1 protein-coding gene is annotated in these 3,918 nt (G+C 69.2%); it reads right to left on the bottom strand.

Annotated features, from left to right (window positions below; all coding sequences use genetic code 11):
* Positions 1-39 precede the first annotated feature (39 nt).
* Positions 40-3,813 (bottom strand): hypothetical protein, encoded by a 3,774-nt coding sequence (locus ACGFH9_RS30765; RefSeq protein WP_393226368.1) that lies wholly within the window; start codon positions 3,811-3,813, stop codon positions 40-42.
* Positions 3,814-3,918: the final 105 nt, after the last annotated feature.

The raw sequence follows: 3,918 nt of genomic DNA, 5'->3' as shown, positions 1-3,918 counted from the left end.
CCGCCGAGCACGAGCAACTACACGCGATGACCCATCCGGTCACCGCGTCCCTGAAAACCAGCTAACCAACTCTCCATCAAACCCGGGGCTTGACAGTGAGCCGCAGGCACCCTTGCCGGCGAACTCGTCGTTGGGGTCGGAGTACCAGGCCCATCGCGTGCCCTGGCCGTTCGCCGTGGCAACAGCAGCAGCCAGATGCTGGTCCAGCAGCTGACCCATCTGGGCCAGCCACTGCGTCTCGGCCGGGCTGATGCCGGTGCCCGCAACGCCGGCGAGGCAGACGCCGTCGTTCTCGATCAGCCTGGGATATCCCATGAGCAGGACCTTGGCGTTCGGCGCCTTGAGGTGGATCTGGCGTAGAACCTCGGCCACCTTGGGCTCGACGGTATTCAGCAGCTGCGGCTCGGTGACCCTCAGCGGCTGGGTCTCGCCGTCGAGCGTCTCGTCCTGGCAGTCATGGAAGAAGTCCGCGATGCACTTCTTGATGATGTCGCCGAACAGGGCGTCGTTGCCGCCGACGGAGAGCGTGACGAGCGTGGTGTTCTCGTCGACGAATCCGCGGTCGAGCTGGTTGAGCTCGCCGTACTGCTCCACGTGCTTGTCATCCGGCCCGGGGCGGTAGGGCAGCAGCGGCATGACGCCGTTGGTCCAGGCACCCGAACAGGCCAGCAGGTGGTAGTCCATCGAGGTGTCCCAGGCATCGGCCCGGATGCCGATCGGCTGCGACGACGACGGAAGTACCGCCTTGCGGCTCCAGGCGTTGCGCGAGCGATGGCAGGCGTTGCGGGTGGCCTCGTCGCCGCCGTTGTTGTCAGTCTCGCGGTAGTAGTCACCACCGCCGGTGACCGAGGCGCCCTCTCCGGACGAGTACGAGTCCCCGAGTGCGACGACCTGATCGTGCGGTTTGCCGGGCAGCGGCTGGATCGCGACGGCATCGAAGGCGATGTCGTCATTGCCGGTGCCGTCCAGAGTCTGCGAGCTGAGCCGGACCCGTGGCACCCCCACGAAGGGGAACGCCCCGAGCGACACCCAACGGTTCTGCAGGGTCCGCTGCAGCACGACTCGGGTCTTGGTGCCGTTGCCGAGGTCGATCTCGTACCTCGCCTGCTGCGTGTGGGCCCCATGGTCCGGCATGTGCACCATCACCCGCGCCCAGCCGGACAGCGACCGGTTCAGGGTCCAGGTGCCGGTGACCTTCATCTGCGCCTCGCCGCTCTGGCGCGTGCGTGCGAACCAGAAGTGGCCGCCGAAGCCGCCACCGATCTGGTGGAAGTCCACCTTCGACGGGTACGTGCCCGAGCCGTCGGCGGCGAACGTGAGGCCGAAGGTGCCCTGGTTGATCCAGGGGTGGCCACACGAGGTGCGCACCGAGGGCACCGAGTCGGCGACGTCGTCGATGACCAGGGCGCCGGCTGGCAGGCCCGCCAGCGCGCAGTTGGGCGGATAGCTCACACCATCCGGCTGCTCAGGGTACGTCTCATCGAACCGCAGGAGCTCGTACCCGCAATCGGTGTTGCAGTCCTTCCAGGCGGTGGACTGGTGGTACCAGCACTGCAGGTCGTACTTCCCGGACGCGTTGCGGTGGCCGCACGGACCGGCCGGCTCGCCGGCCACCGACGGATCGTTCGGGACGAAGACCATTCCGGGGTGGCAGTCGTTGGAGCTGTCGCAGAACTGGTCGACGGGCGGCTTCGCCGTCTCCCGGTTCGCCTCCGTCGTCCACCATGCGGCCCGGTAGCCGGCGATCATCGTGTCCGGCGCGACCACCGAGTCGATGGGGTGGCCCGCCCAGCCGAGGACCTTCTCCTGGTACGGCCAGTACTGCGGGTGGGCGGCGTCCGCGTACGCGTACTCGAGGAACGGCAGCCGGTCGGCCGGATAGCGCGGGTTCGCCGGATTGTTGGCCCAGCCCACCCCCCAGGGTTGGCCAGCGTCGGCCTTGGGATGAAAGCCCGAGTTGTACGCCCACACCGCGAAGAACCAGTTCTCGATGTTTGCCGGATCGCAGTCGTTGACGATCAGCCCGGCCGCGCGCGTCTCGTTCCATTTCGCCACCAGGATCCGCAGCCCAGCCGCGATGTTGGTGGCATAGTCCAGGGCGATCGCCCGTTGCTGGTTCGCGGTGCGGGCCGGATCACCCAGACGCATGCCGTCCGTGACCTGGGCGACCCCGTAGCCACAGTCCGCGCTGCTCCAATCGATGATCCAGTCATCGCCGGTGTTCTGGTTGTACAGCTCGCGACCGTAGAAGTTGCCGATGAGCGGATTGGCGGTAGCGCCAGGCAGGGCGACACTCGACGCCTGCCACAGGTTCGACTCCTGGGCCAGGATGCCGAGCAGCACCTGGACCGGGACGCGTCCCCCGCCAGCGAGGGCCGGCCGCGGGAACATCCCCTGTGGGCTCCACGTTGGCAGGCCCGACTGCCGCCAGTTGGCCGGTCGGGTCATCGTCAGGTGCCCCGTGACCGCCTGATCGGCCGCCCACTCCACCTGCCGGGGCGTCGGCTGGTACACCTGGGTGCGCGGATCGTTGCGCGGCACAGAGCAGGTCCGGTCGGCGTCGACCGGGTCGGTCGGCGAGCCCGCGACGAGACCCCGAGCACCGCTCCCGGCCATGATCGGGTGTTCGGCGGACCGCCCCGCCGCCTTCGTGGACGCCACCGCAAAGCTGACCCGCTGGCCGCTGGCCACGACCTCGGCGTCGATGCGCAGCGAACGAGACCCGGACGGATCGGCGCCGGCGCTGCCCGGTCGCTGCTGCTCCAGCTTCGTGACCGTCAAGTGGCCTCGGCTGGACAGTGGCGCGAAGCGGCCAGCCTTCGTGCGGACCACGCTGGTCGGCAGCCTGCCGACCGTGTCGGGAGCACCGGCGAGAAACACGCGGCCGCCGACCGGCGAGAGCGGGCCGACACTGCCGGCGACACCGGTGGCCAGCAGCGAAGCCGCCGCGCCAGGCCGGGCCGAGGTTCGGTTGATCCGGACCCGGTCCCCTGACCGCTCCGTGTAGACGACCGCACCCGAGCCGTCGGCCCGCAGGTCGAACGGCACATTTGTGGTCCGGACGAGGCCGATCGGGGCGCCCTTGTCCGGGATGCGGACCAGCCGCGCGCCGTTGGCCGCCACCAGACCGGCCTTGACCGGCACGGCCGACGTGATCGTTCCGTCGAGCGAGATTTCGCGGATCGCCTCCTGACCGGTCGCACTGACGACACTGAGCCGGGTCTGGGCCGCGCCCTGCACCTCGTCGTCGCGGAACCGGGTGAGCACTCCCGTCTCGCCGGCACCGCAACCGGGGCTGAAGTACGCAAGCGTGGACAGGCTGGGCAGCTTCGTCACCGCACCTGTCTGCAGATCGACGACGGCCGTGAACGCGCCGCGGTCGAACAGGCTGGCGTCGTTGGCGAAGGTTCGCGGCGCGTAGACGACGAAGGCCCGCCGACCGGAGCCAGTGACGCACGCGTTGCCAATCCATTGATCCGCGTCGAAGCCGGGCTCGGCCAGCGTGGCGACGGTACGCCAGGCATAGCCGGCGCTCTGGTCGGCGACGAGCACGTGCAGACCGGCGGCGTCGCCGCTGGTGATCATGATGCGGTCGTCGGATGAGCGCCAGCCGCGGGGCAGCACCCGGTCGCGCTCCCGGTCGGGCACCGCGGCCGAGGGCTCATCGGTGTTACCGCTGGGTGGCCGCGGGGCCTGAATGGAGGGCGGCGCGGCGGTCGCCAGCGTCGGGACGAGCAACAGGGTGAACAGTGCGGTCGCCGCGATGGCGACACGTCGTCCGATCGCCGGTCCGGTTCGTGGTGCGGTTCGCATGAGGCTTCCTCCTAGTACTGCAACGGTGGTTCGCAACTTCGGGTGGATGCGGCTCGTTGGTTCATTGTGGTTAGCGTTGGGTTGGTTGAGTCGTGGGAAGACGGG

The sequence above is a fragment of the Micromonospora sp. NPDC049102 genome (genome assembly GCF_043197485.1).
Lineage (GTDB): Bacteria > Actinomycetota > Actinomycetes > Mycobacteriales > Micromonosporaceae > Micromonospora.
This window is presented reverse-complemented; position numbering and strand designations above follow the sequence as displayed.

Coding starts and splice junctions, on each gene's coding strand:
- ACGFH9_RS30765 (WP_393226368.1), bottom strand. CDS start 3,813: ATGCGAACCGCACCACGAACCGGACCGGCGATCGGACGACGTGTCGCC.